The 16,087-nt window shown below is 61.9% G+C and carries 14 protein-coding genes; 9 read left to right on the top strand and 5 right to left on the bottom strand.

Translation table 11 applies throughout. The annotated features are described in order from the left end of the window. The first annotated feature begins 106 nt into the window (after positions 1-106). The 7 genes from HALAL_RS0111095 (at position 107) to HALAL_RS0111125 (ending at position 9,071) form a co-directional block, all read left to right on the top strand. Positions 107-841, top strand: a complete 735-nt coding sequence (locus HALAL_RS0111095; RefSeq protein WP_169732439.1) for a pyrimidine reductase family protein — start codon at positions 107-109, stop codon at positions 839-841. Next, a complete protein-coding gene (locus HALAL_RS0111100; RefSeq protein ID WP_025274079.1) occupies positions 838-2,556 on the top strand; it encodes an ATP-binding protein in 1,719 nt (572 codons plus the stop codon). The genes HALAL_RS0111095 and HALAL_RS0111100 overlap by 4 nt, the downstream gene beginning before the upstream one ends. A gap of 14 nt (positions 2,557-2,570) precedes the next feature. Further along, complete coding sequence (locus HALAL_RS0111105) at positions 2,571-3,728, top strand: metallophosphoesterase family protein (RefSeq protein WP_025274080.1); 1,158 nt, start codon at positions 2,571-2,573, stop codon at positions 3,726-3,728. Further along, positions 3,728-6,157: an AAA family ATPase gene (locus HALAL_RS0111110; RefSeq protein WP_025274081.1), complete on the top strand. Its 2,430-nt coding sequence runs from the start codon at positions 3,728-3,730 to the stop codon at positions 6,155-6,157. Before HALAL_RS0111105 ends, HALAL_RS0111110 begins: the two co-directional genes overlap by 1 nt. Continuing rightward, positions 6,157-7,062 (top strand): DNA double-strand break repair nuclease NurA, encoded by a 906-nt coding sequence (locus HALAL_RS0111115; RefSeq protein ID WP_029767791.1) that lies wholly within the window; start codon positions 6,157-6,159, stop codon positions 7,060-7,062. The genes HALAL_RS0111110 and HALAL_RS0111115 overlap by 1 nt, the downstream gene beginning before the upstream one ends. Before the next feature lie 134 nt (positions 7,063-7,196). Next, on the top strand, positions 7,197-8,246 hold the full coding sequence (locus tag HALAL_RS0111120) for an LCP family protein (RefSeq protein WP_025274083.1): 1,050 nt from the start codon (positions 7,197-7,199) through the stop codon (positions 8,244-8,246). 144 nt (positions 8,247-8,390) lie between these two features. After that, positions 8,391-9,071 (top strand): peptidoglycan recognition protein family protein, encoded by a 681-nt coding sequence (locus tag HALAL_RS0111125; protein WP_051462914.1) that lies wholly within the window; start codon positions 8,391-8,393, stop codon positions 9,069-9,071. Positions 9,072-9,222: 151 nt separating this feature from the next. On the opposite strand, the gene gltX is transcribed toward HALAL_RS0111125, so the two are convergent. The 5 genes from gltX to HALAL_RS0111150 form a co-directional block, all read right to left on the bottom strand. Beyond that, positions 9,223-10,692 carry a glutamate--tRNA ligase gene (gene gltX, locus HALAL_RS0111130; protein WP_025274084.1) on the bottom strand — a complete coding sequence of 490 codons (1,470 nt, stop codon included), beginning with the start codon at positions 10,690-10,692 and terminating at the stop codon, positions 9,223-9,225. Further along, positions 10,685-11,461 carry a fumarylacetoacetate hydrolase family protein gene (locus tag HALAL_RS0111135; RefSeq protein WP_084471967.1) on the bottom strand — a complete coding sequence of 259 codons (777 nt, stop codon included), beginning with the start codon at positions 11,459-11,461 and terminating at the stop codon, positions 10,685-10,687. The genes gltX and HALAL_RS0111135 overlap by 8 nt, the downstream gene beginning before the upstream one ends. 41 nt (positions 11,462-11,502) lie before the next feature. Continuing rightward, complete coding sequence (locus HALAL_RS0111140) at positions 11,503-11,826, bottom strand: hypothetical protein (RefSeq protein WP_156937708.1); 324 nt, start codon at positions 11,824-11,826, stop codon at positions 11,503-11,505. 35 nt (positions 11,827-11,861) lie between these two features. Then, positions 11,862-12,296, bottom strand: a complete 435-nt coding sequence (locus HALAL_RS0111145) for a GNAT family N-acetyltransferase (protein WP_025274087.1) — start codon at positions 12,294-12,296, stop codon at positions 11,862-11,864. Positions 12,297-12,462: 166 nt separating this feature from the next. Then, positions 12,463-13,440 carry a GlxA family transcriptional regulator gene (locus HALAL_RS0111150; RefSeq protein WP_029767794.1) on the bottom strand — a complete coding sequence of 326 codons (978 nt, stop codon included), beginning with the start codon at positions 13,438-13,440 and terminating at the stop codon, positions 12,463-12,465. Between the two features lie 125 nt (positions 13,441-13,565). Here HALAL_RS0111150 and HALAL_RS0111155 point away from each other — a divergent pair, with 125 nt between their 5' ends. Together HALAL_RS0111155 and HALAL_RS0111160 are read left to right on the top strand one after the other, a co-directional pair. Next, entirely contained in the window at positions 13,566-14,156 is a 591-nt protein-coding gene (locus HALAL_RS0111155) for a cysteine hydrolase family protein (protein WP_025274089.1), read from the top strand. A 501-nt stretch (positions 14,157-14,657) separates the two neighbouring features. Then, a complete protein-coding gene (locus tag HALAL_RS0111160; RefSeq protein WP_025274090.1) occupies positions 14,658-16,076 on the top strand; it encodes a cytochrome ubiquinol oxidase subunit I in 1,419 nt (472 codons plus the stop codon). Positions 16,077-16,087: the final 11 nt, after the last annotated feature.

Genomic DNA, 16,087 nt, shown 5'->3' on the forward strand with positions numbered 1-16,087 from the left:
GAGCCCGACGGACCGGTGGGCCAAACCGGTCCTTTTTTCGTGTGCGGAACTCCCGTCTCAGCCGTGGGTAGGACGTCGTGACCGCCCCCTGCGGTACGCTGGCGTGGTGCACAAGCTACCTACCCTGAACCGGCTGGACGGGCTGACCGACGATGAACTGCGCGAGGCCTATCGACCCCCGAAGGAATCCTGGTTGCGGGTGAACTTCGTGTCGTCGGCCGACGGAGCCGCCACCCTCGACGGAGTCAGCGGCGGCCTGTCGGGACAGGAGGACAAGCGGGTTTTCAAGCTTCTACGCGCCGGCTGTGACGTCCTGCTGGCGGGAATGGGAACCGTGTCGGCCGAGAACTACGGCCCCCTGTTGTTGAGTTCCGAGCGGCGGCAGTGGCGGCTCGCCCAAGGGAAACCCGAGTATCCCGTCATGGCGGTGGCGAGCGCTTCGGCAGGTTTGAGCCCGACGGCGTCGCTGATCACCGATGCCCCACGTACTCCGATCGTCGTCTGTGCCGCCGACGCACCGGCATCACGCCTTTCCGCGCTCCGTGAGGTCTGCGACGTGATCGCCGTCGGTAGGGGCGCGATCGACTATCAGTCCGCGATCGCACACTTGCGTGAACGCGGACTGCGGCATGTCCTCAGCGAGGGTGGACCGCGCGTTTTCGGTGATCTTGTGGCCGCCGGACTGGTCGACGAGTTGGACGTCACCTATTCGCCCTTGTTGGTGGGCGCGGGGCCCGACCGGATAGCTGCGGGAACGCCCGCGAAGGCGACGAATTCCATGCGACTGGCCCACGCCCTGGAAGCCAACGGTAATTTGATCTGCCGATATCTGTCACAATGACGCTCATGAGTGAAGCCATCGGACGAGTACTGGGGACCGAGGACGCCACTCCGCTGTCGTTCTGGACAGCGGTGGAATCCACCGCTTACGCACAACTCGACGATGTGCTGATCACCGAACGCGAGGTACCCGAGGTGGGGACGGTGCGGATCTCCGGCGTGGTGACCGCGGTTCGCAGCCGTCACGAAGGGGCCCAGTTCGACTCGGACGTGTTCGACATCAGTGAAGGGCATCTTCCCGCCCAGGTGCAGGAGGCCGCCGAAGTCACCGTGACTCGGGTGGAGCCGGAGATCTTCGTTCCGCCGCTTCCCGGAGCGGTCGTCTCCCGAGCGGCCGCCGACGACCGCGATCGGGCCCTGTACTTTGACGGGATGGAACATCGTGTGCCCCTGGGATTCTCACGCGACGGCCATCCGGTGTTTCTGAACGCCGACTTCCTCACCGGGAAACGCGGTGCCCACGTGTCGATTTCCGGCGTCAGCGGGGTGGCGACCAAAACCTCCTTCGCCACGTGGCTTCTGTACTCCCTGTTTCGTTCCAAGGCGCTCGAAGGGGAGGCGGCCAACACCAAGGCCCTCATATTCAACGTCAAGGGAGAGGACCTTCTTCTCCTCGACCACCCCAACAGCAAATTGGACGACGCCACCGGTGAACAGTACCACCGTTTGGGCCTCACGCCCGGACCGTTTCCGTCCGTGCGGGTCGACGCTCCGCCCCGAATCGGGGACCCGAAGGGCGTCCCGGACGTGGCCTGCCGCTCCACAGGTGTGGCACCGCTGTACTGGAGTCTGGCGGAATTCTGCACCGAAGGACTCCTGCCTTTCGTATTCGCCGACGCGGACGACGACCGGCAGCAGTACACCATGGTGGTCAACCAGGTCACCGCCCGTCTGCGCAAAGAGGCACGCCCGAAGGACAACGGCGCGGTCGCTCTGGACGGAGAACTGCTGACCAGTTACGACCACCTGGTGGACTTCATCTGCGAGCGGCTCTCCGACGAAGCCGAACGCGGCCAATGGGCGGGAACGGCCGTCGGACTCGGAACGATCAGTGCGTTCATTCGACGTTTGGTCGCCAGCCGTCGTGACCTGTCGCGAATCGTGCGTGGCGACCTGTCTCCGCCCGCCGAAGACGAATCGCCCGCCCAAGTACGCGTGGTGGATCTGCACAATCTTCCCGACCGGGCCCAGCGATTCGTTGTCGGAGTGACGCTTCGCGCCGAATTCGAGCGAAAGGAAAAGTCCGGCACGGCTCGACCGCTGCAGTTCATCGTGCTCGACGAACTGAACAAGTACGCTCCACGGGACGGGTCCAGCCCCATCAAGGACCTTCTCCTCGACATCGCCGAACGTGGGCGCTCGCTGGGTATCGTTCTCATCGGTGCGCAACAGACGGCCTCGGAAGTGGAGCGGCGGGTGGCGGCCAACTCCGCCGTTCGCGTCGTGGGTCGTTTGGACGCCGCCGAAGCGACCCGACCCGAGTACGGATTCCTGACCCACGCGCAGCGGGGACGGGTGCTGATGGCGAAACCGGGAACCATGTTCGTGGCACAGCCGGAACTCCCCGTTCCCTTGGTGGTGGGATTCCCGTTCCCGTCCTGGGCGACTCGTCCGGAAGAAGCGGGCCCGCCACCGGCGGGTACCGGTGCGTCGGTGACCGCCGCCCGCGATCCCTTCGAACTGGCCGCTGACGATGACGACGACATTCCGTTCTAAGAGGGAAGGCTGACATGCGGATACTGCACACGTCCGATTGGCATGTGGGAGTGAGTTTGAAGGGGCGTGCGCGTCTCGACGAACAGCGGCGAGTCTTCAGCGAGATCGTCGACGTCGCACGGGAGAAAAAACCCGACCTTGTCATCGTGGCCGGTGACCTGTACGATTCCGCCTCTCCCTCGTCGGCGGCGCAGAAGGTGCTGACCTCCGCGCTGTCGGCACTGCGCTCGACGGGAGCCGAAGTCGTCGCCGTGGCGGGCAACCACGATAACGGACCGGGGCTGGAGGCCCTGCGAACGTGGGCCCATGCGGCGGGGATCCATCTGCGTGGCCGTATCACCAGTGCCGACGACCACATCATTGCCTCGCAGACCGCGAGCGGGGAAGAGTGGGTGCTGGCCGCCTTGCCGTTCGTTTCGCAACGGTACGCCGTGCGGGCGGCGGAAATGTTCGAACTGTCGGCGGCGGAAACGGAATCGGGATACGCCGATCACCTACGGCGTCTAGTCGTCCGCCTGTCACAGTCGTTCCGTGACGACGCGGTGAATCTCTTTACCGGACACCTCACCGTCGTCGGCGGTACGACCGGCGGCGGCGAACGTGAAGTACACACCGTAGCCGACTATGCGGTGCCCGCCTCCATTTTTCCCAGCTCTACGTCCTATGTGGCATTGGGGCACCTGCACAAGGCACAGACGATATCCGGGCCGTGTCCGATTCGGTATTCGGGCGGACCGGTCATGGTGAACTTCGGGGAGGAAAGCTACCGCCCGTCCGTTTCGATCGTCGATGTCACCGCCGATACGCCCGCCAAAGTGGAAACGGTCGACATCGACGCCGCCGTGCCCTTCCAAACCGTGCGGGGAACGGTCGATAAGTTGCGGGAGGCCACGGTTGACGATAAGGCCTTCCTGCGAGTGTTCGTAGAGGAGCCCGCTCGAGCCGGTCTGCGCGGAGAGGTCGCCGAACTGTTCCCCGACGCCGCCCAGGTCCACATTCAGCCTCCGGTAACGGGAACCGACGAACCGCCCGCCTCCCGTCGACTCGGACGTAGTCCCGCCGAGCTGTTCAGCACCTACCTCGACGAAAGCGGGCACGATGATCCGGCGGTACTGGAGTTGTTCAACGAACTCTACGCCGACGCCCAGACCAACCCGGGAGAGGACGACTGATGCGACCCATCCGTTTGGATCTCAACGGTTTCGGTTCCTACGCCGACACCACGACGCTCGACTTCAGCGACGTCGAATTCTTCGCCCTCACCGGACCGACAGGAGCGGGAAAATCCACCGTTCTGGACAGCATCTGCTTCGCCCTTTATGGACGGACTCCCCGACTGAAAGGCAAACTCGACTTCACCATCGCACCGTCGGCGACCGAAGGGAGCGTACGGTTCGTATTCGCCGCAGGGGCCAACCGTTACGTTCTCACCCGCACCCTTCGGCGCTCCAAACAAGGGCAAGTGAAGACCCAGAACGCGGGCATCGAACGTCTGCCCGCCGATGTCGACGTCACCGACGCGAACGAACTCACCTCCGGCCTGGGCACCCCGCTGGCCACGGGGGCCAATAAGGTGAACACCGTGGTGGAAAAGATCATCGGTCTGCCGTTCGAGCAGTTCACCAAATCGGTGCTGCTGCCGCAGGGCGAGTTCGCTCAGTTTCTCCACGCCACCGCCGCCGAACGACGTAACATCCTGGAAAACCTCCTCGGACACGGTGTCTACGCTGACATTCAACGCAAAGCCGCCGCGCGACGCGATCACGCCGATACGACTCGTAAAACTCTCGACGCTCAGCTGGCCAAGATACCCACCGTCGGCGACGCCGACCTCTCCCACGCGGAAGGAAAGGTCACCGAACTCGACGACCTCTCCCACACCGTTCGACAACGTGCCGAGGAACTCGACAACCTCACCACGACGGTCACCAACCTGCGTGAGCGGCTCACGGCCCTGGACGCGGATCTCTCCCACCTGACCTACGTCAAACGTCCTCACGGACTGGACGACCTGACCGAACGATTCAACGACGCGGCGGAAAAGGTCGCGGCCAAAGCCGCCGATGTGGAAAACGCCGAGGCCGACGACGAACGCCTCCGTGAGGAGCTGGCCGGGCTCAATCTCGCCGTCATCACCCGCCGCATCGACGCCTGGCACCAGCTGCACGAATGCGAAAACAATATCAACCTGGGCACCGAAATGGTCGATGCGCTCAAGGGTGAAATCTCCGAACAGCGCGAACTGGTCGACGCTGCCCGCGAAGAGGTCGACGTCCAGACGCAGCAGGTTGAACAGGCCCGCCTGGTCGACTTCGCGGGAAGTCTCCGTGATCAACTCGCGGAAGGATACCCGTGCCCCGTTTGCGATCAGGAAGTCGACCGCCTACCCAAACGCGACATCAACCACGCCCTCCATGACGCCCAGCAGGCAGTCGGCCTGGCCAAACAGGAACTCGAAGACGCCGAGAAGAACCTACAGAGCAATGAATCCAAGCTCATCACCTATGAAACCCGGCTGAACGAGCGACTGGCGGAACAAAAACGCCTCAAACGCAAACTCGCCGAAGCGCCCGACCTCGCACAATTGCAAGAGCAACAGGAACGCGCCGAAGCCGCAGACAGCCGACTGAAAGCCAGTTCCACGACGCTCGCAACGGCCCGTAAAGCCCTCCGCGCCGCACAAAAACGCCGCGACACGATCGAAAACGAGCATCAAAACGCGTGGCACGACTTCCGTCACGCCCGCGATCAAGTGGCGGGACTCAACCCGCCGGTCGCCCCCGACGACCTCCACACGGCCTGGGGCGAATTGGTCGACTGGGCGAAAGCACGCCACGCCGACACCCGGGCGGCACGGGACGAGGTCCAACGCGAGCTGGCGGCGTCCGACGACCGTGCCGGAGCTCTGCGGCGCGATATGGCCGGAGCGCTCGCGGAAGTGGGAGTGAAGGCCCCGACCGGCGGGACGGGGACCGATTACATCACCGCGCATCTGGAGGCGACCAAGGACGCACGTTTCCGCCTCGACGGACTGCGGGAATCGCGGCAGCGCCGGGTGGACTTGGAGTCGGAGATCGGTCGGCATGTCCGCGAATGGGAAGTGGCCAAGGCCCTGGCCGATCACTTGAAGGCCAATCGCTTTACCGGGTGGCTGCTCAGCGAGGCCCTCGATGAGCTGGTGCTGGGTGCGTCGCAGACGTTGAATCGCATCAGTAACGGGCAGTACGATCTGGTGCGGCGCGACAACGAATTCTGGGTCATCGACCACCATGACGCGGATTTGGCGCGACCGGTACGGTCGCTTTCCGGCGGTGAGACGTTCGCGGCTTCGCTGTCGCTCGCTCTGGCCCTGTCGGATCAGTTGGCGGCCATGGCTTCCGGCGGAACGGCCCTGGAATCGATCCTTCTCGACGAGGGATTCGGCACCCTGGACCCCGACAGTCTCGACGCCGTGGCGACCACTCTGGAAGCTTTGACCACCGATTCGAACCGCATGGTCGGGGTCGTGACTCACGTGGCGGACCTGGCCAATCGAGTACCGGTACGCTACGAGGTCACTAAGGGCGTACGCGGTTCACGAGTCGAGAAGCTGGTGAACTGATGCGGATCACCGTAGACGCGTGGGACCCTTCCTTCGCCGACGGTTCCGAGTCGCCGGGAGCGGCCGGTGCGGCGGAATTGGAGGTCAATGTCGAACGTCCGGGTGCGGACTGGGCACCGATCACTCCCACCGCGCCGGGGCCGAACCGAGTGGCCGTCGTCGACGGGGTGCGACGTCTCGACGCCCGGGTGGAACTGTCCGACTCGGAGGGACGGTGGCCCGGGCTGTGCGTGTCCTGGGCGGCGGGGCTGGTAACCTGCGACTTCGCGGCCGCCCACTCAGAGGTGTCGACCACTCGGGTTCAACGCGGGCTGTTCAGTCCGGTTGATCCGGAGCGGGAACTGGGACCGTATCCGTATTTCCCCATCAAAAGCGACGACACCGCCGAGTTGATCGCGGCCTCGCAGAACGCGATGTCCGCTCTGGAAGCGGAGATCGCCCTCAACGCGGAAGAAACGGATCTGGCCGTATTGGACGGAACCCTGCGGGGACGGCGGCACGCGGACAGAGCGATCGGATACATTAAAAGTCATCAGCGTTCCTATTTGCCCGCCGACCTCAATCCGATCGTGGAACAACTTCAACCGGCACAACGCACTCCGGTCTTCCAATTGACCACCACCTGGCCACGCTACTGCGCCTATTTGCGCCTGCCCGGAGTAACGCCCTACGGGTGGAACGGCATTGCCCGGCTGGAGGCGGCCGACCACGGTCAGGCCGACGATGCGGCGGAGGCGATCCGACTGGTGAACTCCGCTGCCGCCGTTCTGCCTCGGCTCGCCTCTTCCAGCCATAAGGATCCGCGTGCGCCGCAGAACCTCACTCCCATCGCGGGTCTGGAACGGCGCTTGAAACATCTCATGGGAGATCCGCGAATCCTGTTGCGCACCATTCGGCGTGCGTGACATTTTTGTTATAAATAAGCGTTCGAACCGCAACCATCCTTGGTATCTCAGACGTCTAGCCACATAGAACAACCGTCGACGTCCCCTCGCGTTTCCGCGGCTGGGCGTTCTATTCATTACCGAGGAGATTTTTCATGGTCAGAGCGCAGCGTTCCCCCTGGTGGGCACATGCTCTCGTGTGGGTCGGTGCCGTGACGTTCCTTTTGGCGGGGACCACCGCCGCACTGACCCATCTCACCGATTCACTGGTGGAGGAGACGATTCCCGATGAGAACTTTCTGGGCGATGACCGGGCCGAGATGGACACCGAGAACATCTCCGGTCCGCTGAATTTTCTCGTCGTGGGCCGAGATAAGGACGAGAACGGTGTGACCCGTACCGACACGCTCATCATCGTGCACATCAACGCCGAGTTGGATACGGCGTCGATGATTTCCGTGCCACGTGACTTGTGGATCGAAATCGCGGATTGCGGGAACGGATCTCCGTGCGTGGACAAGATCAACAGCGCCGCCACCAAGTTTTCCGAGGAGAAGCGGCAGGTGCAGAACATTACGGATACGCTCTACAATCTGACCGGCCTGCGCTTCAACGGTCTGGCCATCGCCAACTTCGAGGGGTTCCTCGACCTGATCGAGGTGGTCGGGGAAGTCGAGCTCTGCCCGTGGCATGAGATCACCACCGACCACACCGGTCAGACCTTCCCCGGGGAATGCCGCTATTACGGTAAGGACGACGCGCTGGAGATCGTGCGAGAGCGCAAAGCGTGGAGCGAGCCGGAGGACTATCGGGAAGGTCGCGGAGGAGACTACGGGCGGCAGGCCATGCAGCAGCAGGCCATCATGTCGATTCTCAAGGAGGCCAAAAAACAGGGCTACCATACGAACCCTGGGAAGGCCATCGAAATTTTGGAGGAAATCGGGGAAAACCTGGTATTCGATCGAGGTGGGATGAAGTTGACCGACTTGATCCTCTCGCTCAGCGATATCGACCCCGACGGTATTCAGCGGGTGCGTATTCCCAGTACGACGTCCAGCGTCATGGTGAACGGGAATCCGACCTCGATTGAAATCATGAGTGAAGAGCAGGGGCATGTGGAGACGGCCGACAATCTGTGGCGCTCCGTGGAAAACGACACCGTAGACGAATGGATCGGCGACAACCCCGAGTGGGTCCACTCCTAGCGGCTCGCGGTGCCGAGGTGATCGGGTGTCGACGCGGCGATGATTATCGGCCGTTGAGAATTCATCCTCCCATAGGTTGACATCAATACGTATGGCAATCATAGTTTCAGATGTATAGTTTGAAACCCACATCGAGGGGGAGAAGTGAAATCAACCCAAGGTATCGCGCTGTCACGGCGCGGACTCTTCCAAGCCGGGACGGCCGTCGCGGCGGGAGCCGCCCTGTCGGCGGCCTGGCCCGACGCTGCCGCGGCGAGTGACGAACCCACCCTGCTGTACGGACGAGCCGTCTGGAACGCGCGCCCGCCGAGCTCACCGGTGTCGATCATTTCGGCCCCCGATACGATCGTCATACATCACGCCGTATGGCCCAACACCATGGACTTCTCCCTCGATCGAGCAGCCCAGGTGTCACGCGAGATTCAAGATCTCCACATGGACCAGAACGGTTGGCGCGACTCGGGCCAGCAACTGACCGTGGGACGTGGCGGCCACGTCATGGAGGGACGACACCGCTCTTTTGAGGCCATCCGCTACGGCCAGAACGTCCACGGAGCCCACGTCGGGGGACACAACCACCACACCATCGGAATCGAAAGCGAAGGTACCTACACCGACGCCGACACCATCATCCCCAGCGGACAATTCGGTTCCCTCGTCCAGACCTGCTCCTGGCTGTGCCAACAGTACGGACTCAACCCCTACCACGCCATTGCCGGACACCGCGACTTCAACAACACCATCTGCCCGGGAGACGCACTCTACCAACGACTCCCCGAACTGCGGCAGCGTACCGCTCAGCACATGGAACAACACGGACGCTGAAGCGGCGCATCGTCGTCAACTCGCTATAAGGAAAAGTGGGACCGCCTCTCAAGGGAGGCGGTCCCACTCAACGATTACTCAGCGACGGTGTCCACGGCTCGTTCACCGGGATGAATACGGTCTTCTCCGCGACCGTCGCACTGCCAACCGTTTACAGCGTCGCACGGGCATCGCGGAGGCGCTGTAGGCTGACGTCCCGGCCCAACAGCTCCATCGACTCGAACAGAGGCGGCGACACCGTCTTTCCCGATACGGCGACCCGCAACGGTGTGAAGGCCTTGCGCGGTTTCAGCTCCATGCGTTCCACCAACGCCGTCTTCAAAACGGATTCGATGCCGTCGGTTCTCCAGTCGTCGAGGCCCTCCAGGGCGTTGATGGAGGCGTCCAGTACAGCGTCGGAGCCCTCCTTGAAACCCTTCTTCACACTTCCGGCCTCCATCTCGAAGTCCTGACCGGCGAAGAAGAACCGCATCATCTCCGCGGCCTCGCCCAAGTTCGCGCAGCGTTCCTGCACCATCGGCATCGCGGAACGGACGATGTACATCTGAGCGTCGGTCGGCTCGTCCGGAAGCAAGCCGCGGTTCCGGAGGAACGGTACAGTCTGCTCCACCAGCTGTTCGGTGTCGGCGGCGCGGAAATGATCCGAACAGATCGCCCGGAACTTCTTCTCGTCGAACCGAGCCGGGTTGCTCTTGACGTCGTGCAGATCGAAGGACTTCAAGAACTCACTCACCGTGAACACGTCACGATCGGGACCGATCGCCCAGCCCAAGGTGGCCACGTAGTTGAGAACGCCTTCAGGGAGGTAGCCCTCGTCCTTGTACAACAACAGGTTCGAACGGGGGTCACGCTTCGACATCTTCTTGCCGCGTTCATCGGTGATCAACGGCAAATGCGCGTATTCGGGGACGCCGTCGGCGATGCCCAGATCGGTCAACGCGCGCCACAGCACGATCTGGCGTGGAGTGGACGGCAAGAGGTCCTCGCCGCGAACCACCACATTGACCTTCTGCATGGCGTCGTCAAGCGGATTGGTCAAGGTATAGAGAGGCGAACCGTCGCCACGGGCAATGACGTAGTCGGGGATCGTTCCCGCCGGGTACGTGACCTCCCCGCGTACGAAGTCGGTGAAGGTGATGTCCTCGTCCGGCATCCGCATCCGGTACACCGGGCGGCGTCCCTCGGCGCGGAACGCCGCCTTCTGCTCTTCGGTGAGGTCGCGGTCGTAATTGTCATATCCCAGCTGCGGGTCGCGTCCAGCGGCCTCGTGACGTGCTTTGACCTCGTCGTTAGTGGAAAAAGCCGCATAGGCGTAGCCGTTCTCCACCAGTTTGTCGATGACGTCGGAATACGAATCGCCGCGCTCGCTCTGGCGGTAGGGGCCGTACGGACCACCGATATCGGGGCCTTCGTCCCAGCTGAGGCCCAACCAGGACAGGGCGTCCAGAAGCTGGTTGTACGATTCTTCGCTGTCCCGGGCCGCATCGGTGTCTTCAATGCGGAAAATGAACGACCCGTCGAAGTGACGGGCGTATCCCCAGGAGAACAGGCAGGTGCGCACCAGTCCTACGTGAGGGGTTCCAGTGGGGGACGGGCAAAATCGGGTACGAATATTACTCACTTGCGACCACCTGATTTGTCAGAGTTCCAATACCGGCGACAGAGATGGACACTTTATCGCCCGCGTTCATCGGCCCGATTCCCGCCGGGGTTCCGGTGAGAACCACATCGCCGGGAAGCAGAGTCATCACCTGGGAAATATAAGCGACGATCGAGGCCGGATCGAAGACCATGCTCTTGGTGGAGTCCAACTGCCGCACCTCTTCGTTGACCTCACAGCGGATTTCGGCGTCGTGAGTGTCGAGGTCGGTCTCAACCCACGGACCGAGCGGGCAGAAGGAATCGAATCCCTTGGCGCGAGTCCATTGTCCGTCACGTTTCTGCAAGTCCCGTGCGGTGACATCGTTGGCACAAGTGTAGCCCAGAATGGCCTGCCGGGCCGCTTCTCGAGAGACTTTGCGGGCCCCCGGCAGTCCGATGACGACGGCCATTTCGGCTTCGTGCTCGATATCGTCGGCAACGGTGGGTACGGTGACCGGGTCGCCCGGTCCAACGACGGCGGTGGACGGCTTCAGAAAGAGCAGCGGTTCACTCGGTACCTCGGCACCCTGTTCTTCGGCGTGCTCGGCGTAATTTCGCCCGATGCAGACGATTTTGGACGGTATGACGGGAGCCAACAGTCGCACGTCGTCGAGGGCCCAACGTTGCCCGGTCAGCTTGACGCCGGCAAAGGGGTGGCCGTCGATTTCGGCGGCGGTGGCCCCCGGGCCGTCCCCTTCCAGACGAGCGAAGGACATGCCTTGTGGATGTGCGATTCGCGCTATGCGCACGTTATTCTCCTTATTGGTCACGATGGAGGCAGGGTGGCGCCCTAAATCAGTAGGAACGCTCCTGCGGTAATGGCGGTCATGAGGATCGATCCTATGACAATGCCCATGCCGAGGCGGCGAAGTCGCCCGGACAGGCCGATGGCGAAGCCGAGGCTGCAGAGGGCGGGAGTGGCGACGAGGAAGGACATGACCGTGGCACCAAGACGGACCTTCCAATCGAGATCCCCGGTCAGGAAGAAACCGAGGACGCCGGCGAGGATCCCGGTCAAAACGAAACCCGCCGCGATGCCCGCACCCATACGACGGCGTGCGTACACGGCTTGATCACCGGGTCGAGATGTTCGGTAGTTTGCTTGTGATGTCACCATGTCAGAATAGACCGTCAATTCATCTTGGATTATTATCCCTCGGGGAGACGACGCATGCGGCGGTGCGGAATGTCGTCCTCCAAGAATTCCTCCCCTTCGGCGACGAAGCCGTGTTTTGCGTAAAACCCCAGGGCGTAGGTTTGTGAGTCCAGAATGATCGGAACGTTTCCCGCCGTCTTCAATGCCGCCTCCATGAGTTTTGCCCCGAGCCCGGTGCCACGTTGGTCGTGAGCCGTGCAGACTCGACCGATTTTCCGGCCGTCCTCGTACGGGTACACGCGTAGGTAGCCCACGACTTGATCGTTCTCTTCGGCCCAGAGGTGAACGGTGTCGGATTGGAGATCCAGCGCATCCAGATCCGGATACGGGCAGTTCTGCTCGACAACGAAAACGTCCTGCCGCAGTCGAGCGATCTGGAACACGGTTGTGGCGTTGAGATCGGCTAGGTGGGCATCGAAGACGGGCATGGTGGCTCAGCTTCCTCACGTCGCCTGGATTCGGATGACCTCCAAATACTAGCGCGGTTGCCGTGACGGATCCGGGCGATCGTGGGCGATCTTGCTCATGCGGAGGAGAGCATCGACGCTCAAGTAAAGTCGACCGCCGGCACGATTCATACCGGAATTCCGTGGTTCAATCCTTTCGAAATCGACTTCGATAGTCGGTGGGAGTCGTATTCAACCGTCGGCGGAATGCTCGCACCAAGGTGTCGGAGCTTCCGAAGCCACTCAGACGGGCCACGCGTCCCAGTGTGTCGTCAGTGGATTCCAAACGGTTTCGGGCGATCTCCACCCGGGCGGCTTCAATGTAGGCGGCCGGGGTCGTATTCAATTCCGTCTTGAAGATTCTGGCCAGCTGACGTTCGCTGACATGAGCCCGACGAGCCAGGTCGGCTATATCGATGGGGCCGGTGGCGTGTTCGTGGACAAAGCGCCTCAGGTCGTCGATCCGTCGCGACGCAGAAATCGGTTCCAACGGCACACTGAACTGGCTCTGCCCGCCGGGGCGCTTCAGATACATGACCATTTGCCGAGCTATGCGCAGGGCGATGTCATCGCCGTATTCCTCGGCGACCAGAGCCAAGCTGAGGTCGAGACAGGCAGTGACACCCGCACCAGTCCACACGTCCCCATCACGAATGAAGATGGGGTCGGGATCGACGTCGACGTTGGGGTATTCCCTGGCCAGTTGCTCCGCAGTCAACCAGTGTGTCGTCACCCGTCGCCCTTCCAGCAAACCCGCCGCTGCCAGGACGTGAGCGCCCACGCACACCGACGTCACCCGACGGGTATCGCGTGCCAGACGACGGATCCACGCGACGACCGCCGGGTCGACGTCGGCGATGGCGTGTCCGGCCGCATCGAGGTTGACGGCGCCAGGGACGACGAGTGTATCGATCGGAGTGCCGTCCAGCTCGGCGAAGGTGCAGTCGGGGACCACAGTGACACCTGCCGCCGTGACAACGGGGTCGGCAGAGGGCGCCGCGAGGCGGACGATGTGGCGTGACTCTACCGCTCTTTCTCGGGCGAGCAGCGAGAATACTTCCGCCGGTCCCGTCACGTCCAGCAGGTCGACATTGGGAAACAGGGCGATGACCAAGGTTTTGTGCATGACCGCCTCCAAGATGACGGGACGACGATAGGGATGTCTGAATCTGCATGCTACCTGACATTGCAGACACGACGGTGCGACCATACGCTTGGTTCTGAAACCGCAATCGAGAAGGGGTACACCATATGTCGAGCACAACTCTCCGAGATCTCAATGGACTCGAATCCACCCCGGCAAGCCTGGACGACGCCACATTGGTCCTGATCGACTACCAAAACACCTACACCACCGGCGTCATGGAACTCGACGGCTGGAAAGAGGCACTCGAGCGCGCCTCCGCCTGTCTACAGCAGGCCCGTCACAAGCAAACACCCGTCATTCACGTCCGACACGACGGCGGAGCCGGATCACCCTACGATCTCAGCACTCACCTCGGTGCGATTCACGACGACGTCGCACCACGCGACGGGGAACCGGTCGTCACCAAACAGGCCCCGGACGCCTTCGTCGGTACCGATCTGGCCGAACACATCGCCGAAACCGGCCGCGACAAACTGATCGTTATCGGCTTTATGACCCATATGTGCGTCACGTTCACCAGCCAAGGTGCTTTCCTTCGTCAGTTGGCTCCCACAGTGGTCGCCGACGCCTGCGCCACCCGGCCCTTGGAGACCGACGTGGCTCCAGTCGATTCCGCACAAATGCACGCCGGCGCGCTCGCCACGATCGGCGACCTCTACGGTGTCGTGGTGCCGCGCGTCGCCGACCTCGCATAGGGAACGTCCCATCGGGAACCGTGTCCCGACCGTGTACCGGTTCCCGATGTTCGGCGCTGTGGCGTCCTCGACAAGAAATGCGACATCGTCGCAATCCGCCGACATCGTCTCGATCACCTCAATGACCGAGACCTGTGGCATACGGGCCTAAGACACTATATTTCCGGTGCTCGCTCTCTCCATTAGAAAAAACTGTTCCGCCGTATTCCGGACGGTATGGTGACCGTTTCTTCGTGACAGCAGTGTGTGGCCGTCGCTCCGTACATATTAATTCCATAAAAGACGATACGTAGATATAGTGGTGCAACGTCGGTCACTTTCAGCGGTCGCCTGTTTCGGTTCATATCATGGTTTTCCGTTGTAAGCACAGAAATGTCACTAGACTTCCGAAGCAGTGATGTTACATCGGTGAACCTACTCGTGTCGGAGCGATTCGACGAGTTCTCATGCTGGTTGAGGCAGTTCGACACCTGGGGTTCTGCTTTGGGGGAATGGTTGACCATGGATGTGCTCGAAGTCGCCCGACTGCAGTTCGGGACGACGACCGTATACCACTTTCTGTTTGTGCCCATCACAATCGGAATGTCAATGTTGGTGGCCCTACTACAAACAATGTGGAGGGTCACCGGTAAGGACTCGTACCTCAGAGCGACCAAGTTCTGGGGCAACCTCTTTCTCATTACTCTTGCCATGGGGATTGTGACCGGGATCGTGCAGGAATTTCAGTTCGGGATGAACTGGAGCGCCTACTCTCGCTTCGTCGGAGACATCTTCGGTGCACCACTCGCGTTCGAAGCTCTACTGGCCTTTTTCCTCGAGGCCACCTTCGCCGGGATCTGGATCTTCGGCTGGGACAAATTGAAGCCCTCCCTCCACCTCGCCTGTATTTGGATAGTCGCGTTCGGAACGGTCCTATCGGGATACTTCATTCTGGCGGCGAACGCCTTCATGCAAAACCCGGTCGGCTATGAATACAGTGAGGCCAACGGGCGTGCCGAACTCACCGACTTCGGTGCCGTACTGACCAACCCGGTGGCCTTGACGCAGTTTCCACACACCATATTCGCCTCCTGGCTGACCGCCGCCATGATCATGATCGCCGTCAGTGCCTGGCACTTCAAACGCAAGCGCGACCTCGACGTACATCGTCCGGCCCTGCGTCTGGGAGTTCTCACCAGCGTCATCGCCGGGATCGGGCTCGTCATCTCCGGTGACTCCCTGGGTAAAGTCATGACCTCCACTCAGCCGATGAAGATGGCGGCCGCCGAAGCGCTGTACAACACCACCTCGGGTGCCCCGTTCTCCGTGTTGACCGTCGGCGACATCAGCGGACAGGAACATACGCCGATTCTCGAAATCCCCGGTCTGCTGTCGTTCCTGGGAACCGGTTCGTTCGGGGCCGAAGTCCAGGGCATCAACGATCTGCAAGCGCAGTACGCCGCCCAGTACGGGCCGGGAGACTACACTCCGTACATTCCACTCACCTACTGGTCCTTCCGCGCCATGATCGGTTTCGGCATGCTCGCCGTCCTGATCGCTTTGTACGTATGGTGGCGGACGCGGCGAGGCAAGCTGCCGCAAGGCCGCCTGTTCTGGATCGTTGCCGTCTGGTCGGCCGTCCTGCCGTTCGTCGCCAATTCCACCGGATGGATCTTCACGGAAATGGGCCGTCAACCGTGGGTGGTGTTCTCCCTCATGCTCACCGAAGACGGTGTCAGTCCAACGGTGGGGGAGAGATCCGTCTGGGTGTCGTTCGTCGGATTCACCCTCGTCTACGCGATATTGGCGGTGGTCTGTATGAAACTGTTCCTCAAATACGCGAAGCTCGGTCCGCCCGATGAGGAAAAGGCCAAGGCCGGTGTCGGGGGTCCCTCCTCCGACGATGACGACAGCGATAAACCCATGGCATTCGCCTACTGAAGTGAAGGAAC

The organism is Haloglycomyces albus DSM 45210, assembly GCF_000527155.1.
GTDB classification, from domain to species: Bacteria; Actinomycetota; Actinomycetes; order Mycobacteriales; family Micromonosporaceae; genus Haloglycomyces; species Haloglycomyces albus.